The sequence below is a fragment of the Pseudomonas sp. TE3910 genome, from assembly GCF_056279025.1.
Genome location: NZ_JBWBQN010000001.1, coordinates 590,836 through 606,150, shown reverse-complemented (window position 1 = coordinate 606,150; position 15,315 = coordinate 590,836). Strand labels below are relative to the sequence as shown.

The following is a 15,315-nucleotide window of genomic DNA, read 5'->3' as shown; positions in this document are numbered from 1 at the left end:
CCCTTCACCAACAAACCCTCGCTTTCAGCGGGGGTTTGCTTTTTCAAGCCAACGTAGCCGCTTTCACAGACTGCGGCGCCCCTTTGTGGGAGTTGGCTTGCCAACGATGCAAGCGCTGCGCACTCACTGCCGTACCGGCTCACCCAATGACACTACCGACCGAAAGGTAGGTAGTGCGCACCGAGCTTGCCGACGACATACGGACGTCCTGGGTAAACGTGCTATCGAGTGATTAGGTTATTGGTTACGCCGTGCCGGCCATAGCAGCGCTGAGTACGTGAGCACGAAAATCTTTCGGCGATTGTTCGAACTGCTTCTTGAACGAGCGGCTGAAGTGCGCCGAGTCGGTAAACCCCCATTTGTAGGCAATGGCGGTAATCGATTCGGTCTTCAGGAAAGGGTTGGAAAGGTCGTCGGCGCTGCGCTTGAGGCGGGCACGCTGAATGTAGCGGCAAACGCTGTCGCCCTCCTCCTCAAACAGACGGTAGAGGTGGCGCACCGAAATGTTCAGGCGACTGGCCAGGCTTGCCGGGCTCAAGCCTGGCTGGGTCAGTGATTCATCGATCACCTTCTGCACGTAGCTGCGCAGGTTGACGCCATTGACGGTCAGCGAAGTGCTACTGGCGTCGGCGCGTTCGAAACCCGGGCTGAGCAACGAAATAAAGGCACTCTGCAGCGCATCACCTTGCGCATTGGCCGAGGAATGCTCATCGGTGTCCTTGCACAGCTCATCCATCAACACATGCAACATGCGGCCACACGCGTTACTGGAGGAAATTTTGCCAAAGGTCTCACCCTGGCCTTTCAGGTGCTTGCGCACCTCAGTGCGCGACAACGACAACGAGGTGTGTTCAATCAAACCGAACGGGGTGATTTCGCAGGGGCCGACAGAGTCCATCAAGAGCATCTCACCCGGCGCAAGCTGGATTTTGACGCCCCCCTGAGTGATTTGCGAATAACCGGTACGCTGGCTGACCAGGAAACAATGCTGGTCATCGTCACGGTCAGGGTTGTCACCAAAGCGCTTGATGTTGCCCGCATTGGTTCGCAGGTTGGACAGTTGCAGACCGGCCCGCAGGCTGGTCGATATTTCACCGATGAACAGCGACCGGTTAAACGCCAACTCGGTCTCGAAACGGCCACAGACACTTTGCATGGCTGTGGTCCAACGCTCCAGTCTGTTGCCATCAAGCTGGGGGATGCTCATGAATACCTCCACACGCGAACTTATTTTTATGACTCAATTGTTAACATGTTACCAATGAGCGCACAACCATAATCCATCACGCAATGTGGAGCAGTATTCATGCCACCCTTTGGCTAACGTGCCAGTAACACGCGTTGCAGAGCCGTCAGCGTATGCTCGAGCAGCACTTTCTGTTCGCTGCTGAATTTTACGTAGCGACGAAAGGCAGGCATACGGTTGACGACTTCGCTGCCCCCCATGTGTTCCAGAGTAACCGTCCAGCCATTGAGCGCGTATTCGATGCTCAGGTGCTTGAAATCCAGCGGCATCAGCGCCGCGCTGAGCCTGGCGTCGCCCAGCAGCCGCTTCGACACGGCCTCGAACAGCGTCCGGTCGCCGTTACGGTAGCGGCAACGAATACCGGTACGCTTGAGCGAGCCAGTATGGTGCAGATCAAAGAGGACGTTGCCCTGTTCAAAGGCAGGCACCTGGAGACGGAACTCGGTCATGACCAGATGCATCAGCAACTGCGCTTGAGTACGCTCGCTGACCTGCACGCGCAGCCCCGTCGCCCCCAGATCAAACTCGGCACGGCCCGTCTCCGTCAGGTGGAAACGGTGTATTCCCAGGTTGCGCCGCAGCAACTCCAGGGTGACCCCGGGCCGATAACCGGCCGGGGCCCGCTGGGCGCTGAACAGGTCAAACAGCTTTGCTAGCATGATGGACATGACCGCTAACGTGAATGCCAGGCTCGTTGGCGAACTCCACCGCCAGGACGTCTTCGACCCGTGCCGGGGCAAACGGGTTGACCTTCTGCACACACAGTGTCCAGAACAGCGCATAGGCTGCCGTGGCCGCCAGCATGATGCCGAATGGAACGTAGATGTCGGCGGGGTTCATGCCCGGCGGGGTAATGAACCACATCCCCAGCAGGATACCGACACTGGAGAGGATCTGTGGCAGCGGGAAGAGCGGCGAGCGGTAGGCACGTGGCAGGTCAGGACGGCGAATGCGCAGGATGACCACCGACAGGGTCACCAGCAGGTAGGCCGTGCTCCAGGCGCACACCGCAGCCAGTACTAGGTGCAGGATGTTGTCTGCATTACCCCCCAGGTACCAGGCATGCAGGCAAGGAATCAGTACCGCGACGAGGATACACAGCAGCGGCGTCTTGAAGCGCGGATGCAGGTAGGTGAACACCTTGGGCAATGCACCGTCCACCGCCATGCCGTAGAGAATCCGCGGTACGCCGGCCATCAGGGTATTGATGGTCGCAGCGCCGGCGAACAGGAAGCCGATACCCAGCCACAGCGGGCCAATGTCACCCATGACCTGGGCAGCAAACTTCGGAATGGCCATCGGCGTGTCCAGCAGGTGCAGCCCGGTGGCAGGGTCAAGCACGATGTTCTCGACCTGACGCTTCATTGCCGCGCCATAGATGAACATGCACGACGCCACACCCAGCAGCCCCAGGGCCATGGCCTTGGGCATCACCGAGGCAGACCTGCGCAGGTCCGGGGCTAGCGGCGTGACGAACTCGCAGCCGACAAACATGAACATGGCCATGCCAACCAGCGACAGGATGGTGATCAGGTCGGTGCCCACCAACGACTCACCGAACAGGCCGTCCAACTCTACTGCCGGCGCAGAAATCAGGCCAAGCACGCCAAACACCATCAGGGTGGTCCACATACCGAAGGTCAGGATGATCTCCGCACGACCGAAGGCGCTGACGCCGAAGGCATTGAGAATGCCGAACACGATCACGAACGCCACACCCAGCAACCACGAGCCACCGGCGGATTCGGCCAGGGTATTGAGGTGCTCAAAGTTCACCAGGGCCATGACCCCTGAGAGGATGGTCTCGGCGGTACCGGCGAAGACATGGACGATCAGGTAGGCTGAAAGCGTACCGGTAATGGCGAAAAAGCGCCCCATGCCGCAGTTGATGTAGTCGTAGACCGAACCGGTGGTTGGCAGAATCGAGGCCGCTTCGGCAAAGGTCGTCGACTGAGCCAGCATCATGACAGCGGCAATCACCATGGCCACAGCGAAGGCACTGCCACCAATCCCGAAGCCCATGGTTGCGGTCAGGATGACCGGGCTGGCCATGATCAGACCAACCGTACTGGCCAGTGCCGTGGGAAATCCGACGGTGCCGCGATTCAGATGCTCGGTGAGCTTTTTATTGATTGACATCTGGATAATGCCCCTGACTTCAGTGTGTGACATAAATGGCGACAAAACCCGTCAACCTGCAACGCCCCTTCCGGGTGCGGGTTGTCACCGTGTACGTCCACTGTGCGCTTCGCCTCCGCTCATCGTCTTGCCCGTGGCTGCCGTCGTCTTTGTTGCAGCCTGCCACATATGAAGGTCGAGCGCTTACCTGCAACCGACCTCGCCGGCTTTATTGCCGGTGCAACATGGCCTGGATTTGCTGGGTGGCCTGGCGGGTACTTTCGGCAAGCTTCTTCACTTCATCGGCGACCACCGAAAAGCCGCGCCCCACCTCACCGGCACGTGCCGCTTCAATCGCAGCATTCAAGGCCAGCAGGTTGGTCTGCTCGGCGATGCTCTTGATGACCCCGACAACAGTCGCGATCTGCGCGTAAGTCGCCTGATTCTGGGTCAGCATCTGTTCGTGACTGGCCTGTGCACTGCGCTCGTCACTGATGTCGCGCACCGCGCCCAGCACACGGGTCAGCACGCCCTGTTCATCACGTACCGCACGACCACGCTCACGGCACCAGATAAAACCGCGGGTCTTGTGCTGCATCCGGTACTCGAACACATACTCGCCGCTACCACCGGGCTTGAGGATCTCCCGGTCGAAAACCGCCATGATCTCAGCCAGGTCGTCCGGGTGCGTGATACTGACCTGCGCATCCCAACCATCGGGCAACTCCTGCGGCAGATAGCCCATCAGTGCACGGAACGGGTTAGAGATACGCATTGAGCTGGAGGGGTGGCGTACATCGCCATGGGCGACCGAGATGTCCCAGGTGCCTTCGGTGAGGGTCGACTGCAACAAATCCCAGATCTGCGCCTGTTGAACAAGCGCCTGGGTCTCGTGCTGTTGATCCAGTAACGCGGCCTGCAGCGCCTCGCAACGCTGTTGCAGAAGCGTCTGCTGCGCCTGTGCGCTCTGCAGATGGTGTTGTTCCTGATCGAGCCGGGTGGCCAGCTCTGCTGCAGTGGCCTGCGCCTGCGCCAACTGCTGGTCGACCTGTTGGCGCTCGACGCTGAGGTTTTCCAGCGTCGCCCGCAACTGCGGATGGCTGGCCAGCAACGGCGCCTGATGCGCCGCACCGGGCTGGCCGGCAATTATTTGCAGCAAGACCTCAGTCAACTCACCTGCCCAGTGATTGCGTTTGAAAAACATCAGCGCACCGTTTGGCTATCCAGTCGGGGGGGATAGTGAGTTGACCGTATTCCCAGATCGCCGTCTTGCGCCGCCGTGCCAAGGTAGTTGTTCGCCGCTGCCAGGGCGTCAGCTCTTGATCACCGCCTTGAGCACCGTCTTGAAGGTTTCGATCTGCTCTTCGCTGAACTGACCAAACACCTTGTCCTGCTGTTCACGGGCAATCGCCCACAGGGCTTCGGTTTCTTCAATGCCCTTACCCGTCAACACCACCCGCTCGTGGTCATCGGACACCAGCCCTTTGCGCTTGAGGTTGGCAACAGCCTCGACGATCTCGCGCTCGGGCATCGCCACTTCGCGCTGCAGGTCAGCAAGGCCCAGCCCCGCATCGTTCTCCAGCACCATCAGCATGCGCGCCTCACTGGTGCGCAAGCCGGTAGACAGTTGCCGCGGCTGGTAGCTGGTCTGATAGGCCCGCAAGGCCTGAGTCATCAGGTAGTACAGGTTATGGCTCAGACGGCCCTGGAAGTTGCTGCTGGGCGGCTGCCCCTCCTCACGCTTGGTCATGCGTGTGTGTGGCAACACCATGGAGTAGGCACCTTGGTGATACAACAGTGGCGAGCGCCCGCAATCATCGAACGCCACTACCTTGCCGACCAGAATCCAATGGTCCCCGCCGTCCAGTTGCTGGTACTTCTCGCAACTGAAACGCGCTGAGCAATCCGCGAGCAGCGGTGCGCCACCCTCACCGGCCTCGTAGACGATCCCGGCGAAGCGGTCATCCTTGGGGCGGGCAAAGTTGTTCGACAGGTCGATCTGGTCTGCCGCCAGGATGTTGACCGCAAAGTGGCTGGCCTCCTCGAACACCTCAAGGCTGCTCGAGCGCTTGTCGATGCTCCACAGGATGAGTGGCGGGTCCAGGGAGACCGAGTTGAAACTGTTGGCGGTCACGCCAACTTTGCGGCCGCTGGCATCGGCAGCCGTCACTACGGTGACACCCGTGGCAAAGTTGCCCAGCGCCCGGCGGAAGGCCCGTGCGTCGAAGGTGGTTTCAGTAAGGGTGGACATGCAAGACTCCCGGGCTGTCGCGACGACAGCCTCGTTTGTTGTTATTCGATACGCGTGACGAGAAGAACCGCTGAATCAGACCATCGAAGGATCAGGCTCAAGGCCCATCAGTTCACGGCCGAGGATCTGCGCGCAGACATCGTAGTCGGTGTAGGCGTGAGCACCGGTGAGGTGCGCATCACGGAACAGGCGCTGACTTTCATTGCTCTCGAACCACGCACCGCCGCCAGACGCATCCATCAAGCGATCAACCGCTTGAATGCACATCTTTACAGCGTAGCCCTGATTGGTCCGCCAGAATGCCAGGGTGCCGCGGCTTGGGTACTCGTGGCGCTCGCTGTGCTCGGCAATGTCCTGCCAGCTTTTTTCCAGCAAGGCGCGGGCAGCAGCGACCTGATGGGTGGACTCGGCCAGACGCATCAGCGCCGGGGTGGCGGCACCTACGGCAGCACCGGTGTAGGCACGCACGCGGTTACGGGTTTTCTCACGGAAGACCTCAAGCATGCGCTCGGCAATGCCCAGGCTCACGGTGGAGAAGCCACTGGCGAAATACGGGCGATAAGGTGCGTAGAAAATCTTGCTGTCGGGGTACAGGCCAAAGCCGGCGGACTTGCCTTCCATCATGTCCTTGGCCTTCTGGATACGGTGCTCAGGCACGAAGGCGTTGTCGATGATCAGGGTGCGGCTGCCGCTGGCGCGCATGCCGACAGCGTACCAGTCATCGCGGATCTGGTAGTCACTGCGCGGCAACACGGCGAAGCAGTAGTCCTGAGTACCCTCGGCGTTTTTGCGGCGAAAGCCGACAATCGCCCACTCGGCGTGATCGCAACCACTGCTCCAGCCCATTTCACCGCTGAAGGTGACGCCACCTTCAACCTCTTCGGTACGCCCGAACGGGGCGATGCTGCTGCTGGCGGTGGCATCGGGGTTGCTGCCCCAGATCTCCTCCTGCAGTTTGGCCGGGAACATCGCCAACTGATGGCTGTGGGTGCACAGCAGGCTCATGGCCCAGGCGGTGCTGGCACAGGAGCCGGCCAGCAGTGCAATGCACTCGGCAAACTCGGGCAGGGAAATTTCCAGGCCTCCGAACTTCTTCGGCAGAAATGCGCGGTGCAGGCCAGTGCCTTTGAGCAGCGCAATGTTCTCGGCAGGTACGGTACGCGCCTTCTCGGCCTCGTCCGCATTAGCGGCGATGGTTGGCAGAATGGACTTGAGATCTTCCAGCAAGGAGTTTGGCTTTTTCATGGTCTGGCTCATTATTATTGGACCCAAGTGACCTGCCGCGGCCAAAACCCATTTGGCTGCGGCATTGAGCGCTGGACGCAGTAGACCAGGCGCCGCTCACTTACGAATGCCGGGCCAGTATGCGAGGCAGTCTCGCCCAGGAAAATGCACGTTCCAGATGGAAGATTGTACTTTCCATAGCCAACACCCTCTTCAGGCCACACCCGACAGCAGCCACCTGCCTGACCGATGGCAGGCACAGACATGTCGCTGACAGGCAGAGTCAAGATCGCCCCGCCAGCGCCGGGTAAGCTCGTGCCATACGTCTATTTCAGCGCGGCAAGCCGCCGCCTGCTTCCCTGCCTGGAGTCTGCCCAGCATGAGCGATATCGCACTGCTTCCCTCGGTCAACGCCTTCCTTGAGCGCGACCATAGCCTGTACATCGACGGCGGTTATGTCGCCAGCAGCTCAACGAACAGGCTCACGGTGCTGAACCCGGCCACTGGCGAGGCGATTGCGCAGGTCAGCGATGCAACCCAGGCTGATGTCGAGCGCGCCGTCGATTCGGCCAATCGCGGCTTCAAGGTCTGGTCACGCACCAGCCCGGCGGCACGCGCCAGCGTGTTGTTCAAGCTCGCCGACCTGCTGGAGCGCCACCGTGAGGAGCTGGCGCAGATCGAAACCTGCCAATCGGGCAAGATCATCCATATTTCACGCGCCTTCGAGGTCGATCAGGCGGCCCACTTCCTGCGCTACTACGCCGGCTGGGCAACCAAGATCACTGGCGAAACCATCACCCCATCGCTGCCTTCCTTTGCTGGCGAGCGCTACAGCGCCTTTACCCTGCGCGAACCGATTGGCGTGGTGGTCGGCATTGTGCCGTGGAACTTCTCCACCATGATCGCGATCTGGAAGCTGGCCTCGGCCTTGACCACCGGTTGCAGCATCATCATCAAACCAAGCGAGTTCACCCCGCTGACCATCCTGCGCATCGCCGAGCTGGCCAGTGAAGCGGGCCTGCCTGCCGGAGCACTCAACGTGCTGACCGGCGGCGGCAGTGTCGGCAAGGCGCTGATCGAGCACCCAGGCACCGACAAGGTGTCCTTCACTGGTTCAGTCCCGACCGGCATCGCCGTGGGCCAGGGCGCGATGGGTGCCAAACTGACCCGTGCCACCCTGGAACTGGGCGGCAAGAACTCGGCAGGCTTCCTGCCTGACGTCGATATGGACAAGGCCGTCAATGGCATGATCGAAGCCGGCTTCCTTCACTCCGGGCAGATCTGCGCCGCCGCAGAACGCTTCTTCGTCCACCGCTCGCAGATCGAGCCGATGATGGACGCGCTGTCCAAACGCCTGGCGCAACTGAAGGTTGGCTCGCCACTGGATGAAAGCACCCAGTTTGGCCCGGTTGCGAACAAGCAACACCAGCAGAAACTGGCCCGGTTCTTCGCTACCGCCCGCGCCGAAAACAGCACCATCATTCATGGCGGCCAGATCAGCGAAGGCCCCGGCTGCTACGTGGAGCCGACGATCATCCTGGCCAACTCGGTGAACGACACCCTGCTCAATGAAGAAACCTTCGGCCCGGTCGCGACCTTCTTCCCGTATGACACCGAAGAGGAATTGCTGGCGCTGATGAACAACACCGCCTACGGCCTGAGCGCCAGCCTATGGACCAACGACCTGTCCAAAGCGCTGCGCCTGGTACCGGAAATCGAAGCCGGCACGGTCTGGGTCAACATGCACACCCTGCTCGACCCGGCCGTCCCCTTTGGCGGAACCAAGTCCTCGGGGATCGGCCGTGAATTCGGTGGGGCCTTCATCGATGACTTCACCGAACTGAAGTCGGTGATGATTCGCTACTGAACGCGGTGCAGGATGAATAATCTGTTGGCACAGGCGCATGACAGGACGGCGCACTAAGTTAATATGTGAACATTATCAGCCGCTGACGGGCGCCTTGTCGTGAACCACCCCCAACCTTCCACGTCGTCTCGCTGGCCCTCCTCGATCCGGGCGCTGCGCCACCGTAACTTTCGCCTGTACTTCGTTGGCCATGCGATTTCCACGCTAGGCACCTGGGTGCAGATGGTGGCGTTGTCCTGGCTGGTCTACCGGTTGACTGATTCAGCAGCGCTGCTGGGCATCACCACCTGCGCCAGCCTGTTGCCGCAGTTGTTTGTCGGCCCGATTGCCGGGGCCTGGATTGATCGCCACGACAAGCGCAGGTTGCTGATACTGACCCAGAGCCTGCTGGGCCTGCAGGCGCTGTTACTGGCGCTGCTGACCTACAGCGGCCACATTGGCGCGAACCTGATCGTGCTCATGTCGTTCGTCCTGGGCGTGCTGAATGCCGTGGACACACCGCTGCGCCAATCGCTGCTCAGCCGTTTCGTCGATGATGTCGACGACCTGCCAAATGCCCTGGCCTTGAATGCCTCGCTGTTTACCTGCTCACGCTTCGTCGGCCCGCCGCTGGCCGGGCTGCTGCTCGGCATGACCGGCGAGGCGGTGTGCTTCGCCCTGAACGCGCTGTCCTACGGCGCACTGATCACCGGCCTGCTGGCCGTGCGCATGAGCGCCGGTGTGCGCGCCAATGGCAGCATGCGCAGCGTCTTCCGCGAAGGCCTGACCTACGCCTTGCAGACGCCATCGGTACGCGGCCTGATTCTCGGGGTACTGATCGTGAACATCACGGCCTCAAGCTACGCCGTGCTGCTGCCGGTGTTCGCCCGGGACATCTTCGCCGGTGATGCGAGGACGCTGGGCTGGCTTTGGGGGGCGGCCGGGTTCGGCTCGCTGCTTTTCGACCCTGCTGCTCGCCGCTCACCGGTCCGCCGAACAACTGCAGCGCTTGATCATCGCCACCGCCGGCGCCAGTGCCGTCGCCTTGCTGGTGTTTGCGGCCAGTACCCAGCTGGCACTGTCGTTGGCGGCAATGGCAGTGCTGGGCTTCGGCGTGACGATCAACAACGTCGGCACCAACATCCTGCTGCAGAGCCAGGCACCTGAAGTGCTGCGTGGCCGGGTGGTATCGCTCTACACCTCGACCCGTTTCGGCTTCGACGCCATCGGTGGCCTGCTCGCCGGCCTGCTCGCGGCACGCTTTGGCGGCCCATGGGCCATGCAGATCGCCGGCGCCTTGCTCCTGCTTTACTGCGCCTGGCAACTGCTGGCGCAACGCCGAAGCGCCCGGCAACAGGCACAGCCCAGCGAAACGCATTGAGCACGCACCCGGCCGTTTCAACCGATCACTGAACAGACAAGGTCGCGACATGAACGAACTGCTACGCCAGCAACCCACCATCACCCTGCGACTGGCCATGCAGGCGCTGCAAGCGGCCCTGGAAAAAGCCGAAGAAGAACAGGTACGCATCAGCCTGGTCGTGGTCGACCCAAGCGGCCTGCCGATTCACAGCGCGCACATGGACAGGGCGCCCCGGCCATCGCAGGACATTGCCCTGAACAAAGCACTGACGGCCGTGGGCTTCGGCATCGCCACGCAGGGCTGGCAAGCCCGCCTGGAGAAGTGCTCCGAGGGCGTCCGCCAAGGCTTGCCGCTGCAACGCAATATGGCCCTGTTTGGTGGTGGCGCACCCTTCCTGCATGAGGGGCAGGTAATCGGCGCCATTGGCGTTTCCGGTGCCTCCGAAGCCGTCGATGGCCATTGTGCCGAGGCCGCCGTCGAACGCGTCCGCACGCTGCTCGGCCACTAGACTCAAGGTCAACGGTTACGCCTGTAGCTCGCTTGAAGGCCAAGGCCCGCACCGTCGCCTCAAAGGGCGCATCCTGTTTTACCTCACAACCTTTGTTCCAGGTGGCAGCCATGATCAACATCGAAACGCCAACCTACTACACAGCGACCAGGAAGTACGACCTGCACTTCCCGGACCTGCAAGCCGACCTGGAAGCGGATGTCGTGGTCATTGGCGGTGGCTTTTCCGGCATCAACACCGCATTGGAGCTAGCCGAAAAAGGCATCACCAATACCGTTGTGCTGGAGGCACGCTACCTGGGCTTTGGCGGCACCGGGCGCAACGGTGGGCAGATCATGGCGGGCATTGGCCACGACCTGGAAAAGATCAGGCAGGATGTCGGCGAAGCGGGCCTGCGCTCGATCTTCGAGATCAGTGACCTCGGTGCCGACATCATCAAGGCGCGTATCGCCAAGTACGCCATCGACGCGGACTTCTGCCACGGCTATGGCTACATGGGCTTCAACCGCCGCCAGGAAAAGACCCTGCGCAGTTGGGAAACAGCGTTCAAGTCCCTAGATTCAAAACACGAGATCCGCTTCCTGGCCGGCGCCGAGGTCAAGCAGATCATCGGCTCGGACGCCTACAGCAGCGCCCTGCTGCACATGGGCGGCGGTCACGTGCACTCCTTGAACCTGTTGCTGGGGGAAGCCCAGGCACTGGCCAGTCATGGCGTAAAGATCTTCGAGTACAGCCCGGCACTGGAGGTGTCCTACGGCGAACGGATCACCGTGCGCACAGCCAAAGGGTCGGTCAAGGCAAGCAAACTGCTCTGGGCCTGCGACAGCTTTCTCAACAAGCTGGAGCCCGAGCTGCACAAGAGCACGATCAACACCTATGCGTTCCAGATGATGACCGAGCCGCTGTCGGACGCACTGATCCAGCGCATCAGCCCCATCCGTGGGGCCTACAGCGACATTCGGCCGATCATCGACTACTACCGCGTCACCCGTGAAAATCGCCTGCTGTTCGGTTCAGCCACACCGTTCATCGAGCACATCCCGCTTGACCTGAAAGCGTGGAACCGCAGGCTGATGCTGAAGATTTTCCCGTACCTGAAGGACGTCAACATCGACCTGGCCTGGGGTGGCCCAATGGCTTGCAGCCCCAACCTGTTCCCGCAGATCGGCACCCTGCCCGGCCGCGCCAATGCCTTCTTCGTGCAGGGCTACTCGGGCTTTGGCGTCACCCCCAGCCACATCATTTGCAAGGTGTTGGCCGAGGGCATGAGCGAAGGCTCGGCGCGCTACGACTTGATCAGTTCGGTCAGACGTATTCAGGTGTATGGCAAGGATCATTTCCGGCCACTGCTGCTCAGTGCCGGCAAAAGCTGGCACCAACTGTCAGGCTTCTGGTCTGGCCGCCGTTAACCCCCTGCTGCGGACGAAGACTGCACCATGCCTGCCTACACCGAAGCACTCGGCCAACACTGCCTGCACGCCTTCAGCCAGCAGGTACCCACGTCGCTAGGGGCGTTCTATCGCATCGACACGCAGCTACAAGCCTGTGATTTCCAGCTATTGGGCATGCAAGCGCCCATGCACCAGACCTACCTGGAGCACTACCGTCACCTCGACCCACTGCAACCCAGCAACTGCATGGCCATCGGCTTGCCGGTGGTGTCGCTGCGCCAAGGCCTGGCTTACCAGAGCGAGGCGAACGGCCGCCGGTACCAGCGCTTTCTCAACCAGCATCAGGTGGTGGACGTGGTCGAGGTAATTGCCCACGTCGATGGCCGACCGGCCGCCGGCCTGTCGTTGTTGCGCTGCAGCGGTCTGGGCCTGTTCCAGGCGCACGAACTGCAAAGCCTGTTACCGCTGCACGGCCTGATGCAACTAGCGGCGCGTCAGCTGCCAAACACGCCGAGGGATGATCGCCTGCAACGGTTGACCCCACGCGAACGCGAGATAGCCGTGCTGTTACAGGAAGGCGTGAGCAACAAACAACTGGCGCGCCATCTCGACCTTGGCCTGCCAACGGTGAAAACCCACCTGATCAACCTGTTCCGCAAGGTCGGCGTGAAAAACCGCACCGAGTTGGTCGGGGCACTGTTCCTCCCGGAAAACACTGGAACTCAACCCTCTGGTTGATACCGCCGTGCGCCAGCGGGAGGCACCATCCGTGCATCTTCCACCGCACGAGCAACCACCATGAATACCCCCCACTCAGACTGGATCACTGTAGGCGCCCTGGCCGAGGGCTTCGCCCCCGAAGCGTTTATCCTGCCGCAGCTCGCCGAACTGACCGGCAAGCAATTCAACCTGTTCTTCGCCAATGGCTGGGAAATCGTCCACCGCTTCGACGCCGAACAGCTGCACTGGGCCGCCGCCGACGGCCACTCCAGCGGCAGTGCCAGTTACCGCGCGACCTCGATACGCCCGGGGATCTACCTGGTGGATTTCCTCAAGAGCGAGCACGGCCAGGACTGGTCGATCTCGCTGGTACTGGACACCCTGACACACTCCTTTACCGCCGTTATCGGCCGTCTGCCGCGTGAACCAGAAACCCATGAGGGCCTTTACCACCTGGCCCTGGCCGGGAAAAGCCTGACCCGCGTGGACGCACAATTTTTCCACGGCAGCCTGGACACACCATGGCGCGAAGGCAGTTGCCCGCATGCACCGACGCAAGAACTGGTCGGTATCCGTAACTGCTACCGCTACAGCCCGACCGAGGTCTACGAGCACATTTACCTGAACGAACACTACTACGCCTGGCAGTGCCTGAAAGGTGTCGAACAAGGCCTGTGCGACACCGACCGCGCGCACTACTACAAGATCGCCGATCAGCTCTACCTGTTCGTCTGGCGCGAGAAGATCGTGCCAACGCTGGGCCTGGTGATGATCGACCTGAAAAACCACCGCAGCGACGGCAAGATTTTCGGCTATGCCGGCGGCAGTTTCGATGAACTGTCGAACTTCCCGGTGTCCTCCTACTGCAACCTGGTCAACACCACGGTCCACGCGCATGACTAAGACGATCCTGATTACCGGTGGCGGAACCGGGATCGGTGCAGCCTGCGCGCGACGCTTGGCCGACCAGGGCGCCAACCTGGTGCTGGTCGGTCGTCGCCGGGAAGCACTGGAACAGGTCGCTGCCGCAACGGGCGCGCTGGTGCTGGTCGGCGATGCCGCCAGCAGCCAGGCCTGGGCCGGCTTCATCGAGCAGATCCGCAAGCGCTTCGGTGGCCTCGACGCACTGATCGCCTGCGCCGGTGGGCATGGCCTTGGTGCGGCGCTGGGCACCTCCGACGACGGCTGGCATGCAGCGCTGCGCAGTAACCTCGACAGCGCCTTCCACAGCGCCCGCGCCTGCCTTCCGCTGCTGATCGAGCGACGCGGCAGCATCGTCCTGATGGGATCGATTGCCGCTCTCGCTGCGGGCCCGCAAGTGTGCGGCTATACCACCAGCAAGCACGCGCTGATCGGCCTCAACCGGTCGCTGGCGCGCGACTACGGCCCTCTGGGCGTGCGGGTCAATTGCGTCTGCCCAGGCTGGGTGCGCACGCCCATGGCCGATGAGGAAATGCAGCCATTGATGCAGCACTACCACGAAGATCTGGAGGCGGCCTACCGTCGGGTTACCGCCGATGTGCCACTGCGGCGCCCGGCCAGTGCCGACGAAATCGCCACGCTTTGCCAATTTCTGATCAGCGACCAGGCCTCGATCATCACCGGGGCAGTCATTGCCGCGGACGGCGGCTCAAGCATCGTCGATGTGCCGACCCTGGCCTACACCCACCTGGAGGGTGCCTGATGAGTACACACTTCGACTTCAGCGGGCAGACTGTCCTGGTCACCGGCGGCGCACAAGGCATAGGCCGCAGCATCGTCGAGGGCTTCGCCGCCAGTGGTGCCAAGGTGTTGATCGCTGATCTCAACCTGGCTCAGGCGCATGCCTTGGTGGCTTCATTGCAGGCCGAAGGTCGAACGGCCGAAGCCATTGGCATCGACCTGGCGGACCCCGGGGCAATCTTCAGCCTGCTCGCACGCCTTGAGCGGCTGGATGTGCTGGTGCATAACGCAGGCTACTTTCCCCTGACACCGTTCGCCCAGATCACCCCCGAGGTCCTCCAGCGCACACTGGCGGTGAACCTCTCGGCACTGTTCTGGCTGACCCAGGGCGCCCTGCCACTGTTCCAGCGCCAGGGTGCCGGCACTGTCCTTGTGACCTCATCGGTCACCGGTCCCCGGGTCGCCTTTCCGGGGCTGAGCCACTACGCCGCGTCCAAGGCTGGGGTCAACGGTTTCATCCGCAGCGCGGCATTGGAGCTGGCCGCCTGCAACGTACGGGTCAACGGAGTCGAACCGGGCATGGTGCGTACACCTGCAATGGCCAACCTGGGCGATGAAGCACTCAATGCGCGCATTGCTCAGGGTGTTCCCCTGGGTCGCCTGGGCGAACCGCAGGACATCGCCAACGCCATGTTGTTCTTGGCTTCGGAGCGGGCTGCCTACATCACCGGGCAAACCCTCATTGTCGACGGCGGTGCAACGCTACCTGAAACCCAGGCCTCAGCCCCGCAACATCCTTGAGCAACACGCGACCGTGGCGGCAGCCGAGCAACTGCCGACACTGGCCGCCGGGATCAAGGGCACTGGCAGCCACGAACAAGACTTGCCCCCCACAACAACGCGCTAATAGCCCGTCGCCAGCCAGCACGCGACGACGATCTTGTCTGAACAAGGTAGTCCTTCAATCAAAAAACGCAGCCGTCCGT

The 15,315-nt window shown here is 61.7% G+C and carries 12 protein-coding genes and 2 pseudogenes; 8 read left to right on the top strand and 6 right to left on the bottom strand.

Going from position 1 to position 15,315, the window contains the following annotated elements; translation table 11 throughout:
• Window positions 1-244 precede the first annotated feature (244 nt).
• The 6 genes and pseudogenes from feaR to ACZ9H3_RS02770 all read right to left on the bottom strand — a co-directional run bounded on the left by feaR (window position 245) and on the right by ACZ9H3_RS02770 (window position 6,860).
• A complete protein-coding gene (feaR, locus tag ACZ9H3_RS02795; RefSeq protein ID WP_065757823.1) occupies window positions 245-1,207 on the bottom strand; it encodes a transcriptional regulator FeaR in 963 nt (320 codons plus the stop codon).
• A 113-nt stretch (window positions 1,208-1,320) separates the two neighbouring features.
• Window positions 1,321-1,905, bottom strand: a complete 585-nt coding sequence (locus ACZ9H3_RS02790; protein ID WP_476222678.1) for a DUF3156 family protein — start codon at window positions 1,903-1,905, stop codon at window positions 1,321-1,323.
• Window positions 1,886-3,385 (bottom strand): APC family permease, encoded by a 1,500-nt coding sequence (locus tag ACZ9H3_RS02785; RefSeq protein WP_065757821.1) that lies wholly within the window; start codon window positions 3,383-3,385, stop codon window positions 1,886-1,888. Before ACZ9H3_RS02785 ends, ACZ9H3_RS02790 begins: the two co-directional genes overlap by 20 nt.
• Before the next feature lie 214 nt (window positions 3,386-3,599).
• Window positions 3,600-4,139, bottom strand: a pseudogene (locus ACZ9H3_RS02780) (methyl-accepting chemotaxis protein); the annotation flags it as partial.
• A gap of 537 nt (window positions 4,140-4,676) precedes the next feature.
• A complete protein-coding gene (locus ACZ9H3_RS02775; protein WP_102052100.1) occupies window positions 4,677-5,615 on the bottom strand; it encodes a p-hydroxyphenylacetate 3-hydroxylase reductase component in 939 nt (312 codons plus the stop codon).
• A 75-nt stretch (window positions 5,616-5,690) separates the two neighbouring features.
• Window positions 5,691-6,860, bottom strand: a complete 1,170-nt coding sequence (locus ACZ9H3_RS02770; protein WP_102052099.1) for a p-hydroxyphenylacetate 3-hydroxylase oxygenase component — start codon at window positions 6,858-6,860, stop codon at window positions 5,691-5,693.
• 358 nt (window positions 6,861-7,218) lie between these two features.
• Between ACZ9H3_RS02770 and ACZ9H3_RS02765 the strand changes: the two genes are divergently transcribed.
• The 8 genes and pseudogenes from ACZ9H3_RS02765 to ACZ9H3_RS02730 all read left to right on the top strand — a co-directional run bounded on the left by ACZ9H3_RS02765 (window position 7,219) and on the right by ACZ9H3_RS02730 (window position 15,130).
• The gene (locus tag ACZ9H3_RS02765) at window positions 7,219-8,706 is read left to right on the top strand and encodes an aldehyde dehydrogenase family protein (protein WP_330523725.1); all 1,488 of its coding nucleotides are present in this window, start codon (window positions 7,219-7,221) and stop codon (window positions 8,704-8,706) included.
• A gap of 99 nt (window positions 8,707-8,805) precedes the next feature.
• Window positions 8,806-10,066, top strand: a pseudogene (locus tag ACZ9H3_RS02760) (MFS transporter).
• A gap of 49 nt (window positions 10,067-10,115) precedes the next feature.
• The gene (locus ACZ9H3_RS02755) at window positions 10,116-10,556 is read left to right on the top strand and encodes a GlcG/HbpS family heme-binding protein (RefSeq protein WP_330523724.1); all 441 of its coding nucleotides are present in this window, start codon (window positions 10,116-10,118) and stop codon (window positions 10,554-10,556) included.
• 110 nt (window positions 10,557-10,666) lie between these two features.
• Window positions 10,667-11,965: an NAD(P)/FAD-dependent oxidoreductase gene (locus ACZ9H3_RS02750; RefSeq protein ID WP_099774463.1), complete on the top strand. Its 1,299-nt coding sequence runs from the start codon at window positions 10,667-10,669 to the stop codon at window positions 11,963-11,965.
• Between the two features lie 27 nt (window positions 11,966-11,992).
• Window positions 11,993-12,685: a helix-turn-helix transcriptional regulator gene (locus ACZ9H3_RS02745; protein ID WP_099774461.1), complete on the top strand. Its 693-nt coding sequence runs from the start codon at window positions 11,993-11,995 to the stop codon at window positions 12,683-12,685.
• Window positions 12,686-12,745: 60 nt separating this feature from the next.
• A complete protein-coding gene (locus ACZ9H3_RS02740) occupies window positions 12,746-13,570 on the top strand; it encodes a molybdenum cofactor biosynthesis F family protein (RefSeq protein WP_099774459.1) in 825 nt (274 codons plus the stop codon).
• Complete coding sequence (locus ACZ9H3_RS02735) at window positions 13,563-14,351, top strand: SDR family NAD(P)-dependent oxidoreductase (RefSeq protein WP_099774457.1); 789 nt, start codon at window positions 13,563-13,565, stop codon at window positions 14,349-14,351. The genes ACZ9H3_RS02740 and ACZ9H3_RS02735 overlap by 8 nt, the downstream gene beginning before the upstream one ends.
• The gene (locus ACZ9H3_RS02730; RefSeq protein WP_330523720.1) at window positions 14,351-15,130 is read left to right on the top strand and encodes an SDR family oxidoreductase; all 780 of its coding nucleotides are present in this window, start codon (window positions 14,351-14,353) and stop codon (window positions 15,128-15,130) included. Before ACZ9H3_RS02735 ends, ACZ9H3_RS02730 begins: the two co-directional genes overlap by 1 nt.
• Window positions 15,131-15,315 lie beyond the last annotated feature (185 nt).

What these genes read in the sequence shown, in the direction of transcription:
- feaR (WP_065757823.1), bottom strand. Translation starts at nt 1,207, where the DNA reads ATGAGCATCCCCCAGCTTGATGGCAACAGACTGGAGCGTTGGACCACA.
- ACZ9H3_RS02790 (WP_476222678.1), bottom strand. Translation starts at nt 1,905, where the DNA reads ATGCTAGCAAAGCTGTTTGACCTGTTCAGCGCCCAGCGGGCCCCGGCC.
- ACZ9H3_RS02785 (WP_065757821.1), bottom strand. Translation starts at nt 3,385, where the DNA reads ATGTCAATCAATAAAAAGCTCACCGAGCATCTGAATCGCGGCACCGTC.
- ACZ9H3_RS02775 (WP_102052100.1), bottom strand. Translation starts at nt 5,615, where the DNA reads ATGTCCACCCTTACTGAAACCACCTTCGACGCACGGGCCTTCCGCCGG.
- ACZ9H3_RS02770 (WP_102052099.1), bottom strand. Translation starts at nt 6,860, where the DNA reads ATGAAAAAGCCAAACTCCTTGCTGGAAGATCTCAAGTCCATTCTGCCA.
- ACZ9H3_RS02765 (WP_330523725.1), top strand. Translation starts at nt 7,219, where the DNA reads ATGAGCGATATCGCACTGCTTCCCTCGGTCAACGCCTTCCTTGAGCGC.
- ACZ9H3_RS02755 (WP_330523724.1), top strand. Translation starts at nt 10,116, where the DNA reads ATGAACGAACTGCTACGCCAGCAACCCACCATCACCCTGCGACTGGCC.
- ACZ9H3_RS02750 (WP_099774463.1), top strand. Translation starts at nt 10,667, where the DNA reads ATGATCAACATCGAAACGCCAACCTACTACACAGCGACCAGGAAGTAC.
- ACZ9H3_RS02745 (WP_099774461.1), top strand. Translation starts at nt 11,993, where the DNA reads ATGCCTGCCTACACCGAAGCACTCGGCCAACACTGCCTGCACGCCTTC.
- ACZ9H3_RS02740 (WP_099774459.1), top strand. Translation starts at nt 12,746, where the DNA reads ATGAATACCCCCCACTCAGACTGGATCACTGTAGGCGCCCTGGCCGAG.
- ACZ9H3_RS02735 (WP_099774457.1), top strand. Translation starts at nt 13,563, where the DNA reads ATGACTAAGACGATCCTGATTACCGGTGGCGGAACCGGGATCGGTGCA.
- ACZ9H3_RS02730 (WP_330523720.1), top strand. Translation starts at nt 14,351, where the DNA reads ATGAGTACACACTTCGACTTCAGCGGGCAGACTGTCCTGGTCACCGGC.